We start from the raw sequence: 17,835 nt of genomic DNA on the forward strand, positions 1-17,835 counted from the left end.
GAGCGACGGCCGCGCTCGCGGCGACGCGGATGAGGCGGGCGCTAGAGCGCCGCCTCGCATGCGGCCTCGGTGGCGAACGCGCGGCGGTCGTGGTCGTCGGTGAACGCGCGGTACTGGGTGCCCGCGCAGTCGGCGTCGGTCGCCCGCCGCGTGGTGATCTTGAACCGGCCGTAGTTGTCGTAGGTCGGCAGGTCGATCTCACGCAGCTGCAACGGGCCGCCGCGGCCCAGCTCCGGGTAGTCGTAGGCGTGGGTGGCCGTCGGCGTCGACTGCCTCCCGATCAGCGGCGTCGGGTGGTGGTAGCGGCTGCGGCCGCTGAGCTGGAAGCGCCGGGTCGTGCGCGGGAGCGTGTCCTTGCCGCACTTCCGCGCGCCGGCGATGCGGGCGAACATCGACTCGGGGTCGAAGCCGACCTTGCCGGTCGCCGCGTACGGCGACGGGAACATCGGCGCCGCCTCGGGCGTGCCGCACACGACGGCCGGGCGGCCGTGGCGCCGCTTCGGGTGCACCCACTGCGACGGCTTGGAGAAGCTCGCCGTCCCCTGGGCCGTCACCACGTACCACACGTTGTCGGCCAGCGAGCCCGGCGAGGACATCTGCACCGAGCCCTTCTTGGGGTGATGGGTCTGGTTGAGATCGAAGTAGAAGCTCTGCGCGTCGGAGACCGGCGGCGGGCCCTTGGGGTGGGCCGCGGCGACGGCGGTGGGAGCGAGAGCGGCGATCGCCATCCCGGCGATCAGGACACGGGTGACCACGACGGATCCTCCTTGATGGAACCTGCGGGAGCGGATGCCGGCCGGGTGCGCAGTCCGCGCACCAGCCCGGCGGTGAACGACAGGCCGAGAACGAGCGTCACGGCGGGGAAGACGACGGCCCGCGGCGTGCGCGCGCGGGCGGTGACGTAGAGGCAGAGCAGGGCGGCGAGCGCGAGGCCCGCCAGCAGCGCGACGGGCTGCTCGACGCACGCGACGAGGCCGAACAGCGCGACGGTCGCGACGATCTCCAGCTGGCGCATGCGGTCCCGGCTGAACGGGCTGTGCGGGTGCTTGCCGACGAACTGCGCGCAGCCGCGCCCGGACCGGTGGTACTCGCGCACCAGCGCGCGCCAGCCCTGGCGGTGGTGGTGCCAGGCGGCCAGCGTCGGATCGCAGACGACGGCGAAGCCCGCGTCGACGATCCGCTGGAAGAACTCGTAGTCCTCGTAGCTGTGGACGAACGCGGCGTCGAGGCCGCCGACGGCCTCGTAGACCTCGCGGGTGAGGAGGACGTTGGCGGTGATCGGCAGCTTGCGGCCGCGCCGGCCCAGCGACGCGCGGTCCAGCCGGTAGGGCTCGGGCATCCGCGGCGTCTTGCTCGCGATCGGGTTGCCGTCGACGTAGGCGCCCCAGAAGTCGCGATGCACGCTGATCATCGGGCCGCCGACGCAGTCGGTCTCGCCGTCCAGCAGCGCCAGGCCGGTGCGCAGCCAGTCGGTGGGCAGCACCATGTCGCTGTCGGTCAGGCACAGCACGTCGCCGGTGGCGGCGGCCAGCCCGGCGTTGCGCTTGGCGTTGGCGTCGCGGCCGCCGGTGTCGACGGTGATCTCCAGGCGCTTGACCGTGACGCGGCCGATCCGGTCCCCGGGCACGGCCTGCCAGGTCGGGTCGCCGTGGTCGCCGACGAGGATCAGCTCGACGTCGCCGTCGTGGTCCTGCGCGGCGATCGAGGCGACGGTGGCGCCGATCGTGCGCTGGTTGCCCTTGACCGGGATGACGATGCTGACCTCAGGCACGGCGGTCCTCGTCGGGGCCGAAGACGAGGTGGTGGCCGACGAGCCAGTTGACCGCGGTCGTCAGCGCGATGCAGATCGCGTTGGACAGCCACACGCCGGCGCCGCTGACGATCAGCAGCGAGAACAGCGCCTGGTTGGCCGGCACCGAGACGACCCGCGAGGCGTGAAAGCGGCGCCACTCGCGCAGGGCCGCGGAGCGCGTCCGGCCGCGGCGGTCGCCCCAGGTCCAGTAACGGCTGAGCGCGAAGCTCAGCTCGACCGAGACGACGGCCTGGACGAGGTAGGCGACGTGCGGGCTGACGCCGGCCGGGCCGGTGAGCAGCAGCAGGATCAGGAAGCCGACCGCCATGACGCCGGCGCCGACGACGCCGAAGGACAGCTGGCGGCGGTAGCGGGTGGCCAGCGCGAGGGCGCCTGAGGGCAGCGCGGTCATGAGGCGGTCGCGGTGGCGGTCGTGGCGGTGGCGCGCGCGGCCGACGAGGCCGGCGTGGCCGACGGGGCCGATGCGGCGATGGCGGGTCGCCGGCGCCGGCGCCGCCGCCGCAGCGCCGGGACGCCGACCAGCGCCTCGCGGATCGTCGCGGCGCCGAGCTTGCTCTCCCCCGCCGTGCGGTCCCGGAACGTGATCGGGACCTCGGCGATCGCCAGCCCGGCGCGCGCGGCGCGGTAGGTCAGCTCGATCTGGAAGCCGTAGCCCTGCAGCGCGGGCGGCTCGCGCAGGACGGTCGCCAGCGCGTCGGCGCGCCAGGCCTTGAAGCCGCCGGTGAGGTCGCGGACGCCGAGGCGCAGGACCCGCCGCGCGTAGGCCGAGCCGCCGCGGCTCAGCGCGCGGCGGCGCAGGCTCCAGTCCGGCGTGCTGCCGCCGGCGACGTAGCGGGAGCCGAGCACGACGTCGGCACCGCCGTCGCCGCCGGCCGCCAGCAGCGCGGGCAGCGCGGCCGGGTCGTGCGAGCCGTCGGCGTCCATCTGCACGACGCGGCGCGCGCCGGCGGCCAGCGCGGCGGTGAAGCCGGCGACGTAGGCGTCGCCCAGGCCGCTCTTGGCGCCGCGGTGCAGGACGGCGACGCGCGGGTCGGCCGCGGCGATGGCGTCGGCCAGGCGGCCGGTCCCGTCGGGCGAGCCGTCGTCCACGACGAGGATCCGGAAGTCGGGCGCGAACGCCTCGAGGGCGCCGGCGATCCCGGCGAGCGTTGGCGGGAGGCTCTCGACCTCGTTGTAGGTCGGGACGACGATCCACAGCCCCTCGTGCGACGGCAGGGGGCGTCGAACCGTCTCCCGGAGGGGAACGGTGAGCATGCGTGCTAGGACCTCGACGACGGCGGACGATTCCCAGAAACGACCGTGCTTCTGGGTCAGGCGGCGCCACCCTCCTCGACGCCGCGACGTGTCTGCCATCGAACATCCGTTGAGAGACGTTTACGTCTCCCGATTCGCGGAAACCCCTGCTGCTTACGTGAAACGACGGCGCATGAAGGTCGTCGGCGGGCCTGCGGGAGGCGCCCACCCCGATCGATCTTCGCAGCATCCCTGATCCTCGGGCTTCGCAGAGCGCTGCGCTGTCGTCAGTGAACGCCGAGGCGCCCGGGCGGCACCCGTGACCGCGTGGGCGCGCGCCCGCACGCGGTGTGGGCCTCCAATACTTGGACCGCCCGGCTCATATGGCGATCGTCGTGCGATCCACGGCGCCGCGGGCCCGCGCCGTCAAGCGCGGCCGGCCGCGATCGGCCGGGAGACCGTGACCGCCGAGCCGCCCGCCAGCGTCAGGTGGCTGGGCTTCGCGTCGGCCAGCCAGGCCCATTCGGAGCCGTAGACGGCGGCGAAGTCGACGTCGATCTGGGCGTCTGTGACCTCATGCAGGGCCCATGTCGGGTGCGTGACGCGGTAGAGCACCGCGGTCCCGTCGCGGCGCGTGCCGACCCCGAGGGCGTGGTCGGTCAGCCAGAAGGCGGCGCTGTCGGGCGCCGGAACGGCGGCGGAGGCCGCTGCCGTGACGCGCAGCGAGGAGCCGGCGGCGAAGCGGTGCTCGACGGCGATCGTGCCCGCCGCCGCGTCGGTCGTGGTCGCGCAGGCCATCGGGACCCGCACGTAGGGCTCGTTGTAGCGCAGGCGCGCGACCGTCGCGACCGCGCGCGCCGGCACGAGCTCGCGGATGAAGACGACCGCGCGCTCGCCGCCGTGACGGACGTAGAACCTCAGGTTGATCTCGGGGAACCGGACGCAGCCCGGGATCGGCATCCCGAGCACGCGCGTCCGCCGGAACTCGAAGGCCACGAGGCTGACGCGCGGCTGCCCGTCGAGCCGGTCGATCCGTGCGCCGTCCGGCACGAACGGCGCCAGCCGCTCCGCGTCGCACGCGTACGTGATCCCGGCGACGTCGCGCCACTGCGCGGTCAGGAAGGGCCGGTCCACGGCGGCGGGCGGGGCCATCGCGGCATCGTATGGCCGCACGTCGGGCGCCGGCGCCGGCGCCGGCGGGCCCGGGAACGCGAAAACCCCGCCGGAGCGGGGTTTTCGGTGATGGGCCGTGCTGGGCTCGAACCAGCGACCCCTTGCTTGTCGAGCAAGTGCTCTCCCAGCTGAGCTAACGGCCCTGGGAGCGGAAACTCTATCAACCGGCGTCCGCCAGCGGCGCGCGGAGGTCGATCGCCGCGGCCGGGGCGTCGGTTCCCGGGACGTAGTCGCGGACCCACAGCTCGCCGCTGTCGGGGAACAGGTTGACCTCGGGGGCGAGCATCGTGGAGACGATCAGCAGCGAGACGTCCTCGTCGGTCTCGTTGCGCAGCTCGTGCGCGCCCGCGCGGCCCGCCGGGAAGGCGACGACCTCGCCGGGCGCCGGCGCGCGCTCGCCGTCGAGGGTCCGCAGCGTGGGCGCGCCGCCGACGACGACCAGCAGCTCCTCGTTGTGCAGGTGCGCGTGGAGCGGGAACGTCGCCGACCCCGGCGGCACCCGGAAGAGCGACGCGCCCAGGCGCTGGGCCCCGGCGACCCGGCCCAGCCGGGCGCGGCGCCACGTGTAGGGCGGGCGGTCCTGCTCGACGTCGAGCTCGGGCTCGTAGATGTTGGCCATGTCGTTCGAGACGATCGGGCAGGCTCCGACCGGACGCCCGACCGCTCGACTGGCCTATCCTTCCCGGACCCACCCCGGCGCCGTGGCGGAGTGGCTACGCAGCGGCCTGCAAAGCCGTGTACACCGGTTCGATTCCGGTCGGCGCCTCTGGGCGGACGGCGAGCGTCCGCCCCGCCCGCGATACTGCCGGTTGTGCAGCGGGTGCTGAGGGTCCTGTCGATCGTCGCGGTCTACGCCGTCACGGTCGGGGGCGTGCTCGTCGCGCTCCTGCTCGCGATCCCCGACGATCCGTGGCTGCCCGCGCTCGCCGCGATGGCGGTCGTCCACCTCGGCTTCGGCCTCATCGTCCCCCGCGTCTGGACGGTCGTGATGCCGCTGGTGGTCTGCGTCGCCGCGGTCCTCGCCGACGTCGGCGGCTTCTCGATCACGACGTTCCTCGTCGGCGTGCCCTGCGCCATGCTCCTCCTGGCCGGCGTCTCGCTGCGCATCGGCTGGGACGACGGCGGCCGGGCCCGCCGCGACGACTCCGCCCGCGGCGGCCGCGGGCACGACCGCGACAACGTCCCCTCCTTCGAGGACGACGTCGAGGCCTTCGACGGCCGCCAGGCCTACCTGGACGACCACCCCGAGGCGCACGAAGCCGCCTGGTCCGGGTCGCGCTGAATCGCGGCCCGAGAACGACGAAGGCCCCGCACGTGCGGGGCCTTCGATGCGAAGCGGATGAAGGGACTCGAACCCTCGACCTTCTGCATGGCAAGCAGACGCTCTAGCCAACTGAGCTACATCCGCGTTGGTTCGAGCAGTCTAGCGAAGGACGACGGCGGCGCGTCGCGTCGCCGAGCCGCCTGGCCCTGGTCGACGCGACGCCACCTGACGGCCTTCTATTAGGGTGCCCTAATGGTCCGTTCCGCGTCCGTCCTCGCCCTCCTCGCCGGCGTCCTCGCCCTCGCCGCCTGCGGCTCGTCGAGCCCCGGCGACGGCTCCGCCTCCGCCACGCCCGGCGCGAACGCGGCGGCGGGCGCCGAGGAGGCCGCGTTCCCCGCGACCGTCGAGCACAGGTTCGGGTCGACCACGGTCGCGAGCGCACCGAAGCGCGTGGTCGTCGTCGGCCTCCGCGAGCAGGACGCGCTGTTGGCGCTCGGAATCGATCCGGTCGGCACGACGGAGTGGCTGGGCGACCGGCCGGGCGCGATCTTCCCGTGGGCCGAGGCCGCGCTCGGTGGCCGACCGCTGCCGACGAAGCTGGGCTTCACCGACGGGATCGAGTTCGAGAAGGTCGCGGCGCTGCGTCCCGACCTGATCCTGGCGATCTACTCGGGCCTGTCGAAGAAGGACTACGCCACGCTGTCCAAGATCGCTCCGACGATCGCCCAGCCGCGCGGCCAGGTCGACTGGGGCTCCTCGTGGCAGGACGAGCTGACGATGACCGCCAAGGCCGTCGGCAAGCCGAAGCTCGGCGCGCGGCTGCGGGCCCAGGCGGCGGCACGGCTTGCCGCGGCGGCCAAGGCGCACCCGGAGTTCCAGGGCCAGACCGCGGTCGTCGCCACGCCCTACGAAGGGCTGTACGTCTACGGCCCCCAGGACGCCCGCACGCGCCTGCTCGTCTCGCTCGGCTTCACGTTCCCGTCCGCGCTCGACGACGTCGGCAGCGACGACTTCGGCGGCCCGCTCTCCGAGGAGAAGGCCGACCTGCTCGACGTCGGCGCGCTGCTCTGGTTCGCCGACCCCGCGCCCGCGGCCAAGCTGCGAGCCCAGCCCTACTACGCCCCGCTGAAGGTTCACAAGCAAGGCCGGGACATCTTCATCCCCGAGCGCGGCACGCTCTACGAGGCCACCTCGTTCATCAGCGTGCTGAGCATCCCCTACCTGATCGACCACCTCGTGCCCAAGCTCGCCGCCGCCGCGGACGGCGACCCGGCGACGCCGACGGCGTAGCGTCCGCGCCTACCCGGCGGCGCGCGACCAGACCACCGGGAACAGCGGGTGGTCCAGCGGGGCGCCGGCGGCCAGCTCGACCTCGTCGAACGGTGGCGAGGTGCGGTGTGGCCGCGGGGCCCAGGTGACGTCGTCGCCGGTGAGGCGGACGGAGAAGGCGCGGCGGCGCGACGGCGACCCGGCCGCGGCGTGCAGGGTCAACATGTTGAACGCGACCGCGTCGCCGGGCTGGAGCGCCCAGCCCTTGATGGGGAACGCGTCCCGGTCGGCCTCGACGTCCGGGACCTCCTCCAGCGCGCCCTCCTCGAAGACCATCGCGGTCTTCTTGACGAACGAGCGCGGCATGAACCACGGACCCGTGTGGGTCCCGGTCACGAACTCCAGCGTGGAGGGCCGCGCGACCGGGTCCAGCGGGATCCAGAACGACACGGTCTGCGTGCCGTCGATGCAGTAGTACGGCTGGTCCTGGTGCCACGGCGAGCGATCGAGCGTCCCGGGCTCCTTGACGAGCAGGTGGTCGTGGAACAGCCGGACCTCCCGCGACCCCATCAACATCCCGGCCGCCGCGCCGAGCGCCGAGCCGCGGATGATCTCCTCGTACTCCCCGATCCGCTGCCAGTTGCGGAAGTCCTCGTAGAACGCGCCCGGCTTGCCCGGCTCGGTCGCGTTCATCCCCAGCGGGCTCAGGTCGGCCAGGTTGCGCTCCACCCCGCGCGCGAGCGTCGCCACCTCCGCGTCGGTCAGCAGCCCGCGCAGGACGATCGCGCCGTCGGCGCGGAACGCCTCGACGTCCTCGGCGGTGGGCAGGGCGGCGGACGGGACGGACGACGTGCTCATCGCCCGACTCTAACCGCCGCCGTCGCCCCAGTCACCGGCCGTCAGCCGGTTCGGCGCGCCGGTGTGCCAGGCGTGCGGGTCCCCCGCGTAGATCGCGTCGAACAGCGCCCGCGCGGTGTCGGTATGGAGCTTGTCGCGGACCCGCGCGCGGGTCGGCGCCAGCGCCGCGACCAGCGCGGTGTCGGGCGTCTCGGTCAGCTCGAGGTCGCAGTCGAGGTTGTCGGCGTCCTTGACCACGCGCGCCTCCAGCGACGCCTGCTCGTGGTACTCGTCCCACAGCGCGCCGGCCTCGTCCTCCAGGGACGTCCCCGCCACCGCGTCGCGCAGCGCCTCGTCCTCGCGACGCTCGACGTACATCCGCGACAGGTAATGCACATCTCCCGTGCGCGTCTCGGCGAGGTCGTGGACGAGCGCCAGCTGCGCGCAGCGCGCCGCGTCCGCTCCCTCCCGGCGCGCGATCGCCATCGCGATCCACGCCACCCGCAGCGTGTGCTCGGCGACGTTGGCCATGCCCGCGCCGGTGAACTGCGCCCACGTGCGCGCCACGCGCCGCAGCGAGCCGACCTCGTGCAGCAGCTCGACGTCGCGTGCGAGCCCGCCGTCGTCGCTCATGCGCTCACCTTGAAGCGCACGGTCTCGGCCGGCGCGTCGTCGAGGATCACGAAGTGCGCGTGCAGGTGCGCCACCGAGCCTCCGTTGTACCTCATGTCGCCCGAGCGCATGACGGTCGCCGTGGCCAGCGGCGCGTGGCGGTCCTTCAGCACCCGCTGCAAGGACCACAGCTCGGCCCCCGCCGCGTCGGGCAGCTCGTCGAACGCGGTGACGTGGCGCAGCGGCACGATCAGGTAGTGCGCGACGGTCCCCGCGTAGGGATAGGAGTTGCGCGTGACGTACCAGTGCTCGCCGCGGTGCTCGACCGGGTGCTCCTGGTACTCCGCGACGTGCTCGGGGCAGAAGATGCAGACGCCCCCGTCCTCCAAGGACTCCATGTAGGACCGCTGCTCGGGCGAGCGCGCGGCGTCCAGGTAGTACAGGGAGTCAGCGCCGGTCATAGGTCTTGATCGTGAACTCGTGGCCGTTCTCGGAGACCGGCTCCGACGCCGACGTCACGACCCAGTCCGCCGGGTCCAGCGCCGGGAAGAACGTGTCCCCCTCGACCTCGCCGGCGATCTCCGTCGCGTAGACGCGATCGGCCAGCGGCAGCGTCTCCTCGTACGTCGAGCCCCCGCCGATCACGAACGCGTCGGTCCCCGCCGCCGCCAGCCCGGACTCCAGCGACTCGTACACCTCGACCGCGTCCGGGAGCGACCCGAGCGAGCGCGACAGGACGATGTTGCGCCGGTTCGCCAGCGGCCGGAACCGCTCCGGGATCGACTCCCACGTCCGCCGCCCCATGACCACGGTCCCGCCCGTCGTCAGCTCGACGAAGTGCTTCATGTCGCTCGGCAGCCGCCACGGCAGGCCGCCGTCGCGCCCGATGACGCGGTCGCGTCCCGCGTAGGCGACGACCAGGGCGATCACGTCAGCACCGGGATGCCGCGCATCGCCGGGTGCGGGTGGTAGTCGCTCAGCGCGAAGTGCTCGGCGCGGAAGTCGTGGATGTCGGTGATCCGCTTGCCCGCCGCGGTCAGCTCCAGCGTCGGCAGCGGCAGCGGCTCGCGCTCCAGCAGCTCGTCGACGTACGCCAGCTGGTTGGAGTAGATGTGGGCGTACTGGATCCAGTGCACGTACTCGACGAACTCGTAGCCCGTCAGCTGCTCGATCATCAGCCCGAGCGCCGTGTACTGCGCCATGTTGGACGGCACGCCGATCGGCGTGTCGCCCGAGCGCTGGTTGTGGACCAGGTGCAGCTTGTCGTTGAACACCAGCGCGTGGATCCACCCGTGGCAGGGCGCGATCGTGTTGCGCGACTTGACGCCGGCCTCGCGGTGGTTGGCGTTCGGGATCCACGGCGAGAGCACCGCCGTGCGGTCCAGCGGCAGGTCCTTCAGCTTGGCGATCAGGTGCGGCAGCTGGTCGAAGCCCGGGTCGTCGGGGTCGTCGAGGTTCGTCGTGAAATGACGGAACGCGTGCCCGTAGGAGCCCGGCCCGAGGTCGCCCGGCGCCAGGCCGCGCGACGCGGTCTTCTCCGGGGTCGCCCACGCGTCCCACCAGTCGCAGCCGAAGGCCCGGAACTCGTCCAGCGTCCGCGCGCCGTTGATGAACGCGCACAGCTCGCCGATCGCCTTGGTCACGAAGCCGCCGATCGACCGCTCGGTGATGATCGCCGCGCCGTGGGCCATCGGGAAGCGCATCTGATGCCCCGCGACGGCCAGCGCGGTCTCGCCCTGCTTGGTCTCGACCTGGACGCCCGTCTCCCGGATCGTGCGCAGCATGTCCTGGTACTGCGTGCTGGGACGGCGCTCGTCGAAGGGCAGGTAGGTCGGCATCTCGCACAGGATGGTGCATGCCGACCCGGACAGATCGACCGACCCCGAACGATCGTCCGAGGACCCATCTATCCTTCCGCGCATGGCCGCCACCAGCGGCGTCCTCAGCCCGGACGTCAACTTCGCCGACCGCCTGGTCCCCTCCCTGGAGGAGATGACCCGCGTCGTGTCCCACCTGCGGGGGCTCGGGTACCGGATCGTGCTGACGTCGGGGTCGTTCGACCTCATCCACCTCGGCCACGTCAAGTACCTCGCGCGCGCGAAGGAGCTGGGCGGGATCCTCGTCGTCGGGGTCGACAGCGACGCCAAGATCCGCCGCCGCAAGGGCGAGGACCGGCCGATGGTCCCCGAGAGCGAGCGGCTGGAGCTGCTGGCCCACCAGCGCCCGGTCGATCTCATCTACCTCAAGCAGGACGAGGACCCGAAGTGGGGCCTGATCCGCGCCGTCGAGCCCGACGTCCTGGTCCTCACCGCCGACCACTCCTACACGCCCGAGCAGCTCACGGCGCTGGAGGAGGTCGTGGGCGAGGTCGTCGTGCTGGAGCGGCAGTCGTCGGTGACGACCTCCGAGCGCATCCGCCAGATGTACATGAACCTGGGCGACAAGCTCGGGCCCAAGCTCGCCGAGGTCCTGCCGGGGCTGATCGACGAGACCCTGCGCCGGGGATGACCGACGCGGCGCCGGCCGGCCGCGAGGTCGTCCTCGCCTACGTCCCGGTGCTCCACGAGGGCTACCGGCGGTTCCTGGAGCGCCACGCCCGCGGCCGACGCGCGTTCGTGATCGGCCCCGAGCTGCACGCCGACTTCCGGCCGCTGGCCAAGGACGTCCGCGCGCTGGACGCCGCCGACGCCGCGCGCGCGCTCGCCTCGCTCGAGATCGCGTCCAGCGTCGCGGTGCTCGACGCGCTCGGCGCCGGCCGGCTGGCGCGGGAGCCGGGGCTGTCGATCGTCGCCCCCGCCGAGGACGTCTCCTACGCGGTCGTCGAGCGTTGGTTCCCGAAGGCCGCCGTCCGCTACGACACCGCGTTCCTGCGCTGGGACAAGACCAAGACCGTGCGGATGCTCGACCCGTCGCCGGTCCGGGTCGTCGCGCCCGACCAGGCGCTGGCCGACCTCGCCGAGCAGGCCGCGACGGCCAGCCTCGACTGGTGGCGCCAGGTCGGCGCCGCGATCCGCTTCGCCGACGGCTCGGTCGAGGCCGCCACCAACGAGCACCATCCGCACCCGCACGCGATCTACGCCGCCGGCGACCCGCGCGCGAACTTCACCAAGGGCGTCGAGCTGGAGCTGTCGACCGCCACCCACGCCGAGGCCGCGCTGATCGCCCGCGCCGCCCGCGCCGGCCGCTCGACCGAGGGCGCGACGATGTACGTCACGGACTTCCCGTGCCCGCCCTGCGCGAAGCTGATCGCCAACGCGGGGATCGCGCGCCTGTACTACCGCGCGGGCTACGCGGTGCTGGACGGCCGCGACGTCCTGGAGGCCGCGGGCGTCGAGATCGTCCAGGTCGCGGGCGCGGACACGACCACGTTTGCGCCGCGTTGAGGGGTGCTACCAACGTGGTATGTCCCGCCGCCTGCTGACCGTCCTGACCGTCGTCTGCGTGATCGCGCTGAGCGTCACGGCCGTCGCGCTGGCGCGCTCGTCCTCCTCGAGCCACCCGAGCAAGCGCGGCACCCACCATGCCGCCAAGGCGCGCGGCCACGCCCGCGGGCCCTGGCGCGCCGCGCTGACCGGCGTCGCCCGCCGCCTGGACGTCTCCCCCGCCGACCTGCGCGCCGCCATCACGACCGTCGCCGCCCAGCAGCGCGGACAGGGCACGACGGACCTGGCCGCCAAGAAGACCGCCTGGATCGACGGCCTCGCCACCCAGCTGCACAAGACGCCCGCCGAGGTGACCACCGCCGTTCGCGCCGAGCTCGACGCCCAGCTCACCCAGGCCGTCGCCAAGGGCTGGATCACCGCGCAGGGCAGGACGATCGCCCTGGGCTGCTTCGACAACCCGGCCGGCTGCGACCTCGCGGCGCTGCGCGCGCAGGTCCGCCCCCACCACGGCCATCCGGGCCACCGGCACCACCCGGGCTCCGGTCGCATGACGCCCGGCGGGCGCTCGACGTCGGCGCCGCTGACCTAGCCGCGGCGCGGCGGCCGGGCTAGGCGCCCGCCGCGTCCAGCGCCTGGTTGACCAGCGCGTCGGCGTCGGCGTTCTGGGCGCGTGGCACGCTGCGGATCGACCAGGACTCGAACGCGCCCAGCGCGGCGAGGGCCTCCGCGTGCAAGGCCTTCATGTCGGGGTGCTTGACCTTGTACTCGCCGTTGACCTGCTTGGCGATCAGCTCGGAGTCGTTGATCACGGAGACCTTCGTCGCGCCCAGGGCGCGCGCACGCTCCAGCCCGAGCAGCAGCCCGCGGTACTCCGCGACGTTGTTGGTGGTCTCGCCGAGCACGAGCGAGGCCTCGTCCAGGACGGTGCCGCCGGCCGCGTCGGTCACCACGCAGGCGGCCGCCGCCGGCCCCGGGTTCCCCCGCGCCCCGCCGTCGACGTGCACGACGACGTCCACGGCGCCGCCGCTCACTCCGGGTCGAGCGGTGGGAACTCGCCGGGCACGCGCGGCCGCCGGCGGTCGCGCAGCTCGCGACGATGGGTCCCGTTGTCGGCCTGCCCGTCGCGTCGCTCGGCCTTGCGGCGGTCGATGATGACCTCGACGTTGGGGTCCTCGGCGTAGTACGACGTGAGCTGGTCGAACAGCTCGGGCGCAAGCTCCTGTGGGACGACGCAGTAGATCATCAGGTGGGCACCCCGGCCCGCACCCTAAGCCAGCGAGGCCGCGGGGTGCAAACGCCCGCTGTCGTCGGCCGCCGCGTTCGGCGTCTGGTCGATCGTGTCCAGCTCCGACAGCTCGGACCCCTGCGCGGCGACGCGGACGCCCGCGGCCTCGTTGCCGAGGTCGACCTCGAAGCGGTACCAGGACAGCTCCCAGGCGACGACGATCGTCACGACGCTGCCCTCGGTCTTCGACGGCCGCGCGCTGACGATCGGGGCGCCGAGCGAGCGCGCGACGCCCGCCACGGTCCGCACCTGCGGCGACTGGTTGAACAGCTCCATCGCCCGCGCGACCTTCAGCTCCGCGTTGGTCGGGACGCCATGGACGTCGCGCTGCGTGTACAGCGTGTGGTCCAGCGGCTCGGCCGGCGGCGCGTGGTGCTGCACCGGCTCGGGATCGGGCGCGGGCGCCGGCTGCGGCGGCGCCTCGTAGGCCGGCTCGTCCTCGTAGACGTACTCCTCGACCGGCTCCTCGACGCGCTGGACGCGAGCCCGGGGCCGCGCGTAGGGCAGCTCCTCGGGCGTCAGCTCGCGCTCGCCGACGCGCGGCTCGCGGCGCGCGCGCAGCTTCGACAGGAACGAGCCACCGCGACGGCCGCGGCCGCCGCCGTTGCGGGCGACGACGTCGTCCAGGCCCTCGCGGATCCAGCCCTCGTGGACGGCGCGACCGGTGCACAGCTCGCACACGTTGCGCCGCTGGCCGCCGGCGATGAAGACGTCGGCATGCTCGCCGCGCAGGAGCGTGCGGCCGCAGACGTCGCACGTGACGACGGCAGGGTTCGTGGTGATCGACTTGCGGGTCAAGCCGTCGCCGAGGGTAGCAACGCACCCCACGACGACGGCGCCCGGCAAGGCGCGATGCGGAACGCTGCCGTGCCGCTCACACGAAGCGCGTGAACTCCCACGTCATCGCATCGATGGGAACGAGGAGATCCACCTCGGCCGCGAACGTCCGTCCGACGAACTCGTTGTGGTACTCCGCCGCCCATCGGTACTTCTCCCAGACGCGCTTCCGCGCGCGCGTCTCCGCCAGCCGCGCGACGATCCGGTCCCGGTGCATCCTCAGCCCCGCTCGCGGGTCGTCGGTCTCGTCGAGCAGCACCGACAGGTAGTTGATGAAGGTCCACCCATCGCCGTCGCACGTCAACGCCCCGTCCTGGGGCGCTTGCTGGGGGTCCGCGTAGTCCCTGAGAGCGCGACGCTGCGACTTCTCCGCCTCACGGCTGAGGATGATCCGCGGGTGGACGGCGACATCGTGCTCCAGCTCGGCCGCGTCGACGAGCGCAGGGCCGAAGATGACCCCGTCCCTGATGTAGAAGTCGCCCAGCGCCAGCGCTCCACGCATGAAGAAGCCCTGGTCGATGAGGTTCAACTGCAACCAGCACGCCTGCAGGACGAGACCACCCAGCGCCACCTCCGCGCCGCCGTCCTGGTCGGGAACGGGCGCCGCGAGCACGAGCGTGTCCGAGAACAGCGCGCCGGGCCATGGTGAGTCGGGTTCCAGGTAGTCGCGATACATCCCCGACACCGCGCGTTCCAGCGCGATGAGGTTCGATCGCACCGCCCGCTGGGGTCCGCGGTTCATGGCACGTACGCCAAGCAGGTCGACGAACAGCACGGCGCAGGGAACGAGCCGTGGCGCCCGGCCGCGCCGGGTCAGGAAGACCCGATCGACGTAGCGCTCGTCGTCCCCGCCCGGCAAGGCCTGAGCTATGCGGCGTGCGGCAGGTGATCGTCGGCCTGCGGACCGAGGCCATACGTCCGCGGCGCGTCCATCGAGGAATCCAGGCGCTTGACCAGACCGCGCCACTCAGCGGACGCCAGCCAGCGCGGAAGGGACGCCCGCATCCGCGCGTCCGGGATCGCGATGCTCAGCTGATCGAAGGTCGCGGGCTGCCGATCGGCGACGACCGGAAGCAGCACGTCGTCGTAGGCCTCATAGACACGAAGATGCGACGGGTAGGTCCGCCCGTCGAAGGTCCGCGGCTCACCGGTTCCGAACGTGCTGGGATCGATCGGACTCACGAAGCTCAGTGTACCCGCCGCCCCCTCGCGGGCAAGAGCGGGACGGCGCGCGCCGAGCCGTCCCGCATGCCGCCTACGCGTGCGCCGCCTCCTCCTCCTGCGCGGCCGCAGCCACGACCTTGGCCGCCAGGTGCGTCGGGACCTCCTCGTAGCGCACGAACTCCATCGTGTAGTCGCCCTGGCCGCCGGTGATCGCGCGCAGGTCGGGCGCGTAGGTGAGCATCTCCGCCATCGGGACCTCGGCCTTGACCTCGGTCATCGGCGGATGGGCGGACTTCATCGGCTCCATCCCCTGCGGGCGCCCGCGCCGCGAGTTCAGGTCGCCGATGACGTCGCCGACCGAGTCCTCGGGCACCGACAGCGTCACGAGCATGATCGGCTCGAGCAGGACCGCGCCCGCGGCCTCCATCGCCTGGCGCATGGCCTGCGCCCCGGCCATCTTGAACGCCTGCTCCGACGAGTCGACCGAGTGGTAGGAGCCGTCGACCAGCGTCACCCGCACGCCCTTCAGCGGGAAGCCCGCCACCGGCCCGTGGGCCATCGCGTCCAGGACGCCCTTCTGCACCGCCGGGATGAAGCCCTGCGGGATCACGCCGCCCTTGATCGCGTCGACGAACTCGAAGTCGCCGTCGGCGTGCGGGGCGATCTCGATGTGGCAGTCGCCGAACTGGCCGCGGCCGCCGGTCTGCTTCTTGTGGCGCCCGTGCGCCTTGGCCGGCTTGCGGATCGACTCCTGGTAGGGCACGCGCGGCGGCTTCAGCGCGACCTCGACGCCGAAGCGCGACTTCAGCCGGTCGACGATCACCTCGACGTGCATCTGCGACAGGCCCGCGACGATCTCCTCACCGGTCTGCCGGTCGCGGTGCAGGTCGATCGTCGGATCCTCCTCCTGCAGGCGGCGCAGCGCGGTGAAGACCTTCTCCTCGTCGCCCTTGGCCTTCGGCTCGATCGCGAACGCCATCACCGGCGCCGGCAGCCTGATCGCGGGCATCGCGATCGGCTCGTCGACCGCGGCCAGCCAGTCCCCCGCGCGCGTCTCCTTCAGCTTGGCGACCGCGCCGATGTCGCCGGGGCCGAACTCCTCGACGGTCTCGGACTCCTTGCCACAGAAGCGGATCAGCTGGCCGATGCGCTCCTTGCCGTGGGCGCGGGTGTTCAGCACCTGGCTGTCGTGGGCCATCACGCCCTGGTAGACGCGGAAGAGGTTGATGCGGCCCGCGAACGGGTCGGCGCGCGTCTTGAAGACGTAGGCGAACAGCTCCTTGTCCTCGGAGGGCTCCAGCGCGACGTGGTCGGTGACCTCCATGACCCCGTGCTTCACCGGCGACGGCAGGTCCTCGACGATCGCGTCCAGCAGGCGGTTGGTGCCGAGGTTGCGCGTGGCGACGCCGCAGACGACCGGGAAGATCCCGCCGTGGTTGGTCCCGTCCTTGAGCGCGGCGACGATCTCCTCGTGGGAGATCTCGTCGCCCTCGAGGTAGCGCTCCATCAGCGTGTCGGAGACCTCGGCGACCTCGTCCATCAGCTTCTCGCGGTACTCCTCGGCGGCGGCGCGAAGCTCATCCGGGATCGGGATCTCCCGGCAGTTGTCGCGCGACGCGTCGTCGTAGGCGTAGGCCTTCATGTCGACGAGGTCGATCACGCCCGAGACCTCGTGCTCGACGCCGATCGGGATCTCCACGGCGACGACGTGCGGCCCGAACGCGTCCTTCAGCGACTCCAGCGTCCGGGCGAAGTCCGCGCGCTCGCGGTCCAGCATGTTCACGTACACCATGCGCGCGAGGTCCAGCTCGGACGCCCGCTCCCACAGCCGGATCGTGGACACCTCGACGCCCATCACCGCGTTGACCACGAAGATGGCCGACTCGCAGACGCGCAGGGCGCCGAGCGCGTCGGCCACGAAGCTCGGCTCGCCGGGCGTGTCGAGCAGGTTGATCCGGCGGTCCTGCCACTCGAACGAGTTGAGCGCGGCGCCGATGGACATCCCGCGCGTCTGCTCGTCGGGCTCGCTGTCGCTCAGCGAGGTGCCGTCCGCGACGCTGCCCAGGCGGTTGGTCGCCTGTGCCTGGAAGAGCAGCGCTTCGAACAGCGAGGTCTTGCCGCTGCCGCGATGGCCGACGAGGGCCACGTTGCGGATGCGGTCCGCAGCCTTGTGCATGCCCAGGCTCCTTTCCTCGGAGGCCGCGCGATGCGCTCAGACCCGGTCAGGCGCAACGCGGCCTGATGGATGTTCGGATGCGGGCGACCCTAGCGGCAAACGGCACAATCGGGCAAGACCTAGGCCTGACCGGCTGTCCGCCCTGCCGACCCGGCAGGCGCGGGGTCGCGAATTAGGTTGACCTAACTCTTCTCCTTAATTAGGGTGCCCTAACGTCCGGACACAGCCTTGTCCGGACGGTCCAACCCAAGAAGGGAACCTCACCATGATGCGTCTCAAGACGCGGCTCCTGGCCGCGACGATCTCGGCTGCCGCCATCGCGGCGGCCACGGCGGGCGCGGCGCAGGCCGCCCCCACGCTGACCCCGAGCGGGCCGTACACGGCGCCCGCCTCGATCGCCGTCACCGGCACCGTCCCGACTGCCCTCGCGGGCACTGCGACGCACTACGCGATCGCCGAGTGCAACATCGGCGCGGTCAACCCCGCCACCTGGGCCCAGCGCTGCGACGGCGACACCGGCGCGTTCACGAGCCTCAACGCGCTGAGCTCCGGCACCTACAGCGGCAACATCACGATCTCCGACGTGTTCGACGACGTCGACTTCTCGGGGGCGACCTCGCCCACGACGACGACGTTCTGCGCCGCCTCGGCGGGCTCGGACCCGTGCGCGGTGCTCGTCTCGTTCTACGAGATCGTCGGCGGCGTCCCGCAGTTCGTGGGGATCGACTACCGGCCCGTGACGTTCCACTAGCCGCCACCTCCGCCTCACCCGGCGCGCCGGGGCCCGCT

Annotated in this window: 23 protein-coding genes and 3 tRNA genes; 7 read left to right on the forward strand and 19 right to left on the reverse strand. The window is 72.6% G+C overall.

Annotated elements, in window-relative coordinates; genetic code table 11:
- Nucleotides 1-41: 41 nt before the first annotated feature.
- The 7 genes from VFG42_RS16935 to VFG42_RS16965 form a co-directional block, all read right to left on the reverse strand.
- Complete coding sequence (locus VFG42_RS16935) at nt 42-755, reverse strand: hypothetical protein (RefSeq protein WP_324909947.1); 714 nt, start codon at nt 753-755, stop codon at nt 42-44.
- Nucleotides 737-1,771: a glycosyltransferase gene (locus VFG42_RS16940; protein WP_324909948.1), complete on the reverse strand. Its 1,035-nt coding sequence runs from the start codon at nt 1,769-1,771 to the stop codon at nt 737-739. The genes VFG42_RS16935 and VFG42_RS16940 overlap by 19 nt, the downstream gene beginning before the upstream one ends.
- Entirely contained in the window at nt 1,764-2,204 is a 441-nt protein-coding gene (locus VFG42_RS16945) for a GtrA family protein (RefSeq protein WP_324909949.1), read from the reverse strand. Before VFG42_RS16945 ends, VFG42_RS16940 begins: the two co-directional genes overlap by 8 nt.
- Nucleotides 2,201-3,067 (reverse strand): polyprenol monophosphomannose synthase, encoded by an 867-nt coding sequence (locus VFG42_RS16950; RefSeq protein ID WP_324909950.1) that lies wholly within the window; start codon nt 3,065-3,067, stop codon nt 2,201-2,203. Before VFG42_RS16950 ends, VFG42_RS16945 begins: the two co-directional genes overlap by 4 nt.
- A gap of 405 nt (nt 3,068-3,472) precedes the next feature.
- On the reverse strand, nt 3,473-4,198 hold the full coding sequence (locus tag VFG42_RS16955) for a DUF2071 domain-containing protein (RefSeq protein ID WP_324909951.1): 726 nt from the start codon (nt 4,196-4,198) through the stop codon (nt 3,473-3,475).
- A 91-nt stretch (nt 4,199-4,289) separates the two neighbouring features.
- Nucleotides 4,290-4,362 (reverse strand) — tRNA-Val (locus VFG42_RS16960).
- A gap of 17 nt (nt 4,363-4,379) precedes the next feature.
- Nucleotides 4,380-4,838 (reverse strand): cupin domain-containing protein, encoded by a 459-nt coding sequence (locus VFG42_RS16965; protein ID WP_324909952.1) that lies wholly within the window; start codon nt 4,836-4,838, stop codon nt 4,380-4,382.
- A 76-nt stretch (nt 4,839-4,914) separates the two neighbouring features.
- On the opposite strand from VFG42_RS16965, the gene VFG42_RS16970 reads away from it, so the two are divergent.
- Both VFG42_RS16970 and VFG42_RS16975 read left to right on the forward strand, forming a co-directional pair.
- Nucleotides 4,915-4,985: transfer RNA gene (locus VFG42_RS16970), tRNA-Cys, on the forward strand.
- A gap of 45 nt (nt 4,986-5,030) precedes the next feature.
- Entirely contained in the window at nt 5,031-5,501 is a 471-nt protein-coding gene (locus VFG42_RS16975; protein ID WP_324909953.1) for a hypothetical protein, read from the forward strand.
- Between the two features lie 52 nt (nt 5,502-5,553).
- Here VFG42_RS16975 and VFG42_RS16980 read toward each other — a convergent pair.
- A tRNA-Gly gene (locus VFG42_RS16980) sits at nt 5,554-5,627 on the reverse strand.
- Nucleotides 5,628-5,735: 108 nt separating this feature from the next.
- Between VFG42_RS16980 and VFG42_RS16985 the strand changes: the two genes are divergently transcribed.
- Entirely contained in the window at nt 5,736-6,773 is a 1,038-nt protein-coding gene (locus VFG42_RS16985) for an ABC transporter substrate-binding protein (protein WP_324909954.1), read from the forward strand.
- A gap of 9 nt (nt 6,774-6,782) precedes the next feature.
- Here the strand turns inward: VFG42_RS16985 and VFG42_RS16990 are convergent, their stop codons facing one another.
- From VFG42_RS16990 to thyA, 5 genes are read right to left on the reverse strand one after another with little or no spacing between them, the layout of a single operon-like run.
- The gene (locus VFG42_RS16990) at nt 6,783-7,610 is read right to left on the reverse strand and encodes a phytanoyl-CoA dioxygenase family protein (RefSeq protein ID WP_324909955.1); all 828 of its coding nucleotides are present in this window, start codon (nt 7,608-7,610) and stop codon (nt 6,783-6,785) included.
- Nucleotides 7,611-7,619: 9 nt separating this feature from the next.
- Entirely contained in the window at nt 7,620-8,222 is a 603-nt protein-coding gene (locus tag VFG42_RS16995) for an HD domain-containing protein (RefSeq protein WP_324909956.1), read from the reverse strand.
- Nucleotides 8,219-8,662 (reverse strand): HIT family protein, encoded by a 444-nt coding sequence (locus VFG42_RS17000; RefSeq protein ID WP_324909957.1) that lies wholly within the window; start codon nt 8,660-8,662, stop codon nt 8,219-8,221. The genes VFG42_RS16995 and VFG42_RS17000 overlap by 4 nt, the downstream gene beginning before the upstream one ends.
- Entirely contained in the window at nt 8,649-9,131 is a 483-nt protein-coding gene (locus VFG42_RS17005) for a dihydrofolate reductase (protein WP_324909958.1), read from the reverse strand. The genes VFG42_RS17000 and VFG42_RS17005 overlap by 14 nt, the downstream gene beginning before the upstream one ends.
- Nucleotides 9,128-10,039, reverse strand: coding sequence for a thymidylate synthase (gene thyA, locus VFG42_RS17010; RefSeq protein ID WP_324909959.1), 912 nt, complete (start codon nt 10,037-10,039; stop codon nt 9,128-9,130). The genes VFG42_RS17005 and thyA overlap by 4 nt, the downstream gene beginning before the upstream one ends.
- Nucleotides 10,040-10,121: 82 nt before the next feature.
- On the opposite strand from thyA, the gene VFG42_RS17015 reads away from it, so the two are divergent.
- The 3 genes from VFG42_RS17015 to VFG42_RS17025 are packed head-to-tail and all read left to right on the forward strand — an operon-like array spanning nt 10,122 to nt 12,173.
- On the forward strand, nt 10,122-10,709 hold the full coding sequence (locus VFG42_RS17015; RefSeq protein ID WP_324909960.1) for an adenylyltransferase/cytidyltransferase family protein: 588 nt from the start codon (nt 10,122-10,124) through the stop codon (nt 10,707-10,709).
- Nucleotides 10,706-11,584, forward strand: a complete 879-nt coding sequence (locus tag VFG42_RS17020; RefSeq protein ID WP_324909961.1) for a deoxycytidylate deaminase — start codon at nt 10,706-10,708, stop codon at nt 11,582-11,584. The genes VFG42_RS17015 and VFG42_RS17020 overlap by 4 nt, the downstream gene beginning before the upstream one ends.
- A 19-nt stretch (nt 11,585-11,603) precedes the next feature.
- Nucleotides 11,604-12,173: a hypothetical protein gene (locus VFG42_RS17025; RefSeq protein WP_324909962.1), complete on the forward strand. Its 570-nt coding sequence runs from the start codon at nt 11,604-11,606 to the stop codon at nt 12,171-12,173.
- 19 nt (nt 12,174-12,192) lie between these two features.
- Here the strand turns inward: VFG42_RS17025 and VFG42_RS17030 are convergent, their stop codons facing one another.
- From VFG42_RS17030 to fusA, 6 genes are all read right to left on the reverse strand, one after another.
- Nucleotides 12,193-12,615 carry a reverse transcriptase-like protein gene (locus VFG42_RS17030; RefSeq protein WP_324909963.1) on the reverse strand — a complete coding sequence of 141 codons (423 nt, stop codon included), beginning with the start codon at nt 12,613-12,615 and terminating at the stop codon, nt 12,193-12,195.
- Nucleotides 12,612-12,827 carry a hypothetical protein gene (locus VFG42_RS17035; RefSeq protein ID WP_324909964.1) on the reverse strand — a complete coding sequence of 72 codons (216 nt, stop codon included), beginning with the start codon at nt 12,825-12,827 and terminating at the stop codon, nt 12,612-12,614. The genes VFG42_RS17030 and VFG42_RS17035 overlap by 4 nt, the downstream gene beginning before the upstream one ends.
- A 24-nt stretch (nt 12,828-12,851) precedes the next feature.
- Nucleotides 12,852-13,667 carry a hypothetical protein gene (locus tag VFG42_RS17040; protein ID WP_324909965.1) on the reverse strand — a complete coding sequence of 272 codons (816 nt, stop codon included), beginning with the start codon at nt 13,665-13,667 and terminating at the stop codon, nt 12,852-12,854.
- Between the two features lie 76 nt (nt 13,668-13,743).
- Nucleotides 13,744-14,481 (reverse strand): hypothetical protein, encoded by a 738-nt coding sequence (locus tag VFG42_RS17045; protein WP_324909966.1) that lies wholly within the window; start codon nt 14,479-14,481, stop codon nt 13,744-13,746.
- A 92-nt stretch (nt 14,482-14,573) separates the two neighbouring features.
- Entirely contained in the window at nt 14,574-14,888 is a 315-nt protein-coding gene (locus VFG42_RS17050; RefSeq protein ID WP_324909967.1) for a hypothetical protein, read from the reverse strand.
- A 73-nt stretch (nt 14,889-14,961) separates the two neighbouring features.
- A complete protein-coding gene (fusA, locus tag VFG42_RS17055; protein ID WP_324909968.1) occupies nt 14,962-17,046 on the reverse strand; it encodes an elongation factor G in 2,085 nt (694 codons plus the stop codon).
- 265 nt (nt 17,047-17,311) lie between these two features.
- On the opposite strand from fusA, the gene VFG42_RS17060 reads away from it, so the two are divergent.
- Nucleotides 17,312-17,797: a hypothetical protein gene (locus tag VFG42_RS17060; protein ID WP_324909969.1), complete on the forward strand. Its 486-nt coding sequence runs from the start codon at nt 17,312-17,314 to the stop codon at nt 17,795-17,797.
- Nucleotides 17,798-17,835: the final 38 nt, after the last annotated feature.

Source organism: Baekduia sp. (assembly GCF_035685985.1).
In the GTDB taxonomy this organism is placed as follows: Bacteria; Actinomycetota; Thermoleophilia; order Solirubrobacterales; family Solirubrobacteraceae; genus Baekduia.